Raw genomic sequence first — 4541 nt, 5'->3', positions numbered from 1 at the left:
TGTCGGAGCCGGGCGCTAGCGTGGCGCCCACGTCGAGGCCGGACAGATCGCCCCCGTGCGGGGACACGCGGCCAAGGGGGAGCGGGATGGGAACGCCCCGGCACCGCTCGTCCGCGGGCCCGGGCACCCTGATCCGGCCCCGCTCCCCCTCCTCGGCGCACCGCGGCTCAGATCCCGAGCGACTTCTTCACGAAGTCGACCTGGAGCAGCAGCAGGTTCTCCGCGACCTCCTCCTGCGGCGTCATGTGGGTGACGCCGGAGAGCGGCAGCACGGTGTGCGGGCGCCCGGCGGCGAGCAGCGCCGAGGAGAGCCGCAGGGTGTGCGCGGCCACCACGTTGTCGTCGGCGAGGCCGTGGATGATCATCAGCGGGCGCTCCAGGCCGGCCGCGTAGCCGGTCAGCGAGTTGCCGTCGTACACCTCGGGCACCTCGGCCGGGTGGCCCAGGTAGCGCTCGGTGTAGTGGGTGTCGTAGAGCCGCCAGTCGGTGACCGGCGCGCCCGCGACCGCCGCGTGGAAGACGTCCGGACGGCGCAGCACGGCGAGCGCGGCGAGGTAGCCGCCGTACGACCAGCCGCGGATGGCGACCCGGCCGAGGTCGAGCGGGAACTCCTCGGCGAGCGCCGCCAGCGCGTCGGCCTGGTCGTCCAGGGTGGCGCCGGCGAAGTCGTGGTGGATCGACTTCTCCCAGGCCGGCCCGCGTCCGGGGGTGCCCCGGCCGTCGGCGACCACGACCGCGAAGCCCTGGTCGGCGAACCACTGCGAGTTGAGGTGCGGGTTGTGGGCCTGGACGACGCGCTGGCCGTGCGGGCCGCCGTACGGGTCCATCAGGACCGGCAGCAGGCCGTCCCGCTCGCGGTCGTAGCCGGTGGGCAGGAAGACCGCGGCGGGGATCCGCCGCTCGCCGGCGAAGCGGAACACCGGGCGGGCGGTGATCACCGGGGTCTCGGCGTGCGAGGCGATGACGGCGATGTCGTCCACCACCACGCCCTCCGGCAGGTCCCGGGCGACCTTCACCAGGGTGCCGGGCAGGTCGGGCTCGGCGGTGGCCCGCACGGTGACGCCGGCCGCGTGCACGGCGGTGGTGACGGAGGTGAACGGGCGGCCGTTGGCGGACTCCCAGGAGAGCCGCTTGCCGTCGTGGCCGATCCGGCCGACGGCGATCCAGCCGGGCTCGGGGTCGGTCTCGGCGGCGCCGCCGGAGGCGGTGAAGAAGACCTCCTCGGCGGTGACCGCGAGCACCGAGCGCAGGTGCAGGTCGGCCCCGGTGACGGTCTGCTCGCCGACGACCAGCGACCGCGCGCCGGACTCGTCGGAGATCCGCACCAGCCGGCCGTCCGGGGTCCAGGCGGGGACGCCCTGGAACAGCTCCAGCCAGACGTCGTCGCGCTCCTCGTGCAGCACCTCGGTGGCGCCGGTGGCGGTGTCCAGGCCGAGGGTCCGCTGGACGCGCTGGTCGCGGGACTGGACGAGCAGCAGCGGCACGCCGCCCTTCGACCAGTGCACCCGGGCCAGGTAGGGGAAGGCCGCGCGGTCCCAGGCCACCTCGGTGCGGGTGCCGTCCAGGCCGAGCAGCCAGAGGCCGACCTCGGCGTCGGCGGTGCCGGCGGCCGGGTAGGCGACCTCGGCGGGCTCGCGGTCCGGGTTGGCCGGGTCGGCGATCCACCAGCGGTTGACCGGGGTGTCGTCGGCGCGCTCGACGAGCAGCCGGTCGCCCTCCGGGGACCACCAGTGGCCCCGGTCGCGGTCCATCTCCTCCTGCGCGATGAACTCGGCCTGGCCCCACGTCACGTTCGGCCCGTCGGGCCGCACGAGGGCGCGGTCGCCGGTGCCGTCGACGCGGGTGAGCCGCAGTTCGCCGGCGGTGGTGGCGTAGGCGACGTGGACGCCGTCCGGGGAGGGGCGCGGGTCGAGCAGCGGGCCCTCGGCGGGCAGCTCGGTGGCGGTGCCGGCGACCAGGTCGGCGACGAACAGCCGCCCGGACAGGGCGAAGGCGGCGAGCCGGCCGGCGCCGTCCAGCGCGTAGCCGACGATGCCGGCCGAGCCCTCGCGGCTGCGCTCGCGGCGGGCCTTCTCGGCCGGCGAGAGGTCCTCCTCGCCGCCGCCGAGCAGCACGGCCGGGTCGGCGGCGATCCGCTCCTCGCCGGTGGCGGTGTCGAGGGTCCAGAGCAGGTTGGCGCGGTCGCTGCCGGAGCGGGAGCGCAGGAAGACGACCCGGGATCCGTCGGGTGCGACGGAGAACGACCGGGGGGCGCCGACGGTGTAGCGCAGGGTGCGCGCGTACTGCCTCGGGAAGGTGTCCGCTGAGGTGTGGGTGGTCATGGCACCAGACCCTACGACCCGGGGTGGACCGATGGTGATCACTCGTTCGGAGCATCGGCCGCAAGTACGCCCGGATGGGGTCCACACCCCCTCCGACCGGCCCATGCGCCCCATGGGTGCCACCGTGCCCCGGGGCATGCGGACTCACCCAGCGTCATGACGGCCTCACTCTTCGGGTATGACTGGTGCACGTGTGATCGCCAGGCCCCGAGGAGGGTGAGCCACCATGGCCCTGTCCATCTCCGCCGCCATGCTGATGCTGGTCATCGTGGTGGTGCTGATCCGTCGCTCCGGCCTGAAGCTCGCGCACGCGATCGTCTGCGCGCTGCTCGGCTTCTACCTGGCGTCCAGTTCCATCGCCCCGTCGATCAGCCAGGTCACCAGCAACCTCGCCGGGATGATCAACGGCCTGCGACTCTGACGCCGTCGCACGCGGTCACCGGGCCGCGGCGCCGGTCGTTAGGCTTCCTCCCATGACCTCGACCAGCGACCGCCGCCTGCTCCTGGTGCACGCGCACCCCGACGACGAGTCGATCAACAACGGCGCCACGATGGCCCGGTACGCCGCCGAGGGCGCCCACGTCACCCTGGTGACCTGCACCCTCGGCGAGGGCGGCGAGGTGATCCCGGCCGGACTGGCCCACCTGACGGCGGATCGGGACGACACCCTCGGCGCCCACCGGATCGGCGAGCTGACGGAGGCGATGGCGGCGCTCGGGGTCACCGACGTCCGCTTCCTGGGCGGCCCCGGCCGCTACCGGGACTCCGGGATGATGGGCGTGCCCGACAACGACGCGCCCGGCTGCTTCTGGCGGGCCGACGTGGACGAGGCGGCGGGACGGCTGGTGGCGGTGGTGCGCGAGGTGCGCCCGCAGGTCCTGGTCACCTACGACGAGCGGGGCGGCTACGGGCACCCCGACCACATCCAGGCGCACCGGGTCGCGACGCGCGCCGTCGAACTGGCCGCCGACCCGGCGTACCGGCCCGGGCTGGGCCCCGCCTGGCGGATCGCCAAGGTCTACTGGAACCGGGTGCCCCGGTCGGTGATCACGCGGGGCCTGGCCGAGACCGCGGAGAAGGCGCCGTTCCCGGGCGTGGCCGAGCCCGCCGACGTGCCCGGGGTGGTGGACGACGGGGTGGTCACCACCGCGCTGGACGGCTCCGCGTACGCCGACCGCAAGGCCGCCGCGATGGCAGCGCACGCCACCCAGATCACGGTCGCCCCCGGCGGCGGGTTCTTCGCGCTCTCCAACCACCTGGGCCAGCCGCTGCTGACCACCGAGTACTACCAGCTGGTGAGCGGCCGGGCCGGGCCGCGGCTGCCGGAGGACGACCTGTTCGCCGGCCTGGACCTCACGGCGGCGCCCGGCGGCGCCGCGACCTCCGAGGAGCGTGCCCGATGACCCCGCCCGGCCCCGCGCGGCCCGCGCGCCGCTCGATCCCGGCGGCCGTCCTCGGCACCCGGGACGAGCGGCTGAAGGAGACCCAGCCCCCGCGCGCCGCCCGGATCGCGGTGTACGTCCTGCTTTTTCCGCTGGGCTTCGCGGTGTCGGTGTGCGGAGCGTTTGTGCAGGCCTTGTGGCCGCCCGTGGGGGTCCTGCTGGCGCTCGCCGCCACCGCCGCGACCTTCTACGGCGGCCTGCGGGTGACCGGCACCCGGCTCGGCGCGGCCGTCCCGGCGGGCGGCTGGTTCCTGGCGCTGCTGCTGGTGATGGTCCCCCGCCCGGAGGGGGACAACGTGCTGTGGACCAACGCCACCTCGCTCGCCTGGCTGTTCGCCGGCTCGATCCTGGGCGTGATCTGCGCCACCCTGCCGACCCGGGCCGGCTGGTTCCCCGGGGTGGCGGGCCCACCGCGCTGACCCGGGCGGGCACCCGCGTACGGTGGCCGGTACGACGGGCAGTCAGCACCGCCCGGTCGTACTCTCATACCGGAGGAACCGGACGTATCGGGATCTCTCCGAACCGGTTCACCGGTCGGTTCTTCCCAGTATGGTGGTGCCGCAGAACGCCGTACCCGACGCCGCCCGCCAGGCCCGGCGCCGACGAACCGCGGTCGCGCCGCACGGCCTGGCCCGCGAACCCGGAGCAGAGCAGCATTGAGCAGCCGCGAATCTGACAACGCCCACCCGACGCCTCGGCGCACGGGCCCGGACGCCTACCCGTCGGGCACCCCGCCCTACGGCACACCGGGCTTCCCCGGCGGCGACCGCACGGGCGG

At 75.0% G+C, this 4541-nt stretch carries 4 protein-coding genes; 3 read left to right on the top strand and 1 reads right to left on the bottom strand.

The window, feature by feature from the left end; translation table 11 throughout:
- Positions 1-167: 167 nt before the first annotated feature.
- Complete coding sequence (locus ABD308_RS35585) at positions 168-2321, bottom strand: S9 family peptidase (protein ID WP_344344201.1); 2154 nt, start codon at positions 2319-2321, stop codon at positions 168-170.
- Between the two features lie 226 nt (positions 2322-2547).
- Here ABD308_RS35585 and ABD308_RS35580 point away from each other — a divergent pair, with 226 nt between their 5' ends.
- From ABD308_RS35580 to ABD308_RS35570, 3 genes are read left to right on the top strand one after another with little or no spacing between them, the layout of a single operon-like run.
- Complete coding sequence (locus tag ABD308_RS35580) at positions 2548-2742, top strand: DUF2304 family protein (RefSeq protein WP_344344199.1); 195 nt, start codon at positions 2548-2550, stop codon at positions 2740-2742.
- Positions 2743-2794: 52 nt separating this feature from the next.
- A complete protein-coding gene (gene mshB, locus ABD308_RS35575; RefSeq protein ID WP_344344197.1) occupies positions 2795-3724 on the top strand; it encodes an N-acetyl-1-D-myo-inositol-2-amino-2-deoxy-alpha-D-glucopyranoside deacetylase in 930 nt (309 codons plus the stop codon).
- Positions 3721-4182 carry a DUF6113 family protein gene (locus tag ABD308_RS35570; protein ID WP_344344195.1) on the top strand — a complete coding sequence of 154 codons (462 nt, stop codon included), beginning with the start codon at positions 3721-3723 and terminating at the stop codon, positions 4180-4182. Before mshB ends, ABD308_RS35570 begins: the two co-directional genes overlap by 4 nt.
- Positions 4183-4541: the final 359 nt, after the last annotated feature.

This window comes from Kitasatospora putterlickiae (assembly GCF_039527695.1).
GTDB classification, from domain to species: domain Bacteria; phylum Actinomycetota; class Actinomycetes; order Streptomycetales; family Streptomycetaceae; genus Kitasatospora; species Kitasatospora putterlickiae.
The sequence above is the reverse complement of the archived record's forward strand: the minus strand, read 5'-3'. Positions and strand labels throughout refer to the sequence as shown.

What these genes read in the sequence shown, in the direction of transcription:
- ABD308_RS35585 (WP_344344201.1), bottom strand. Translation starts at nt 2,321, where the DNA reads ATGACCACCCACACCTCAGCGGACACCTTCCCGAGGCAGTACGCGCGC.
- ABD308_RS35580 (WP_344344199.1), top strand. Translation starts at nt 2,548, where the DNA reads ATGGCCCTGTCCATCTCCGCCGCCATGCTGATGCTGGTCATCGTGGTG.
- mshB (WP_344344197.1), top strand. Translation starts at nt 2,795, where the DNA reads ATGACCTCGACCAGCGACCGCCGCCTGCTCCTGGTGCACGCGCACCCC.
- ABD308_RS35570 (WP_344344195.1), top strand. Translation starts at nt 3,721, where the DNA reads ATGACCCCGCCCGGCCCCGCGCGGCCCGCGCGCCGCTCGATCCCGGCG.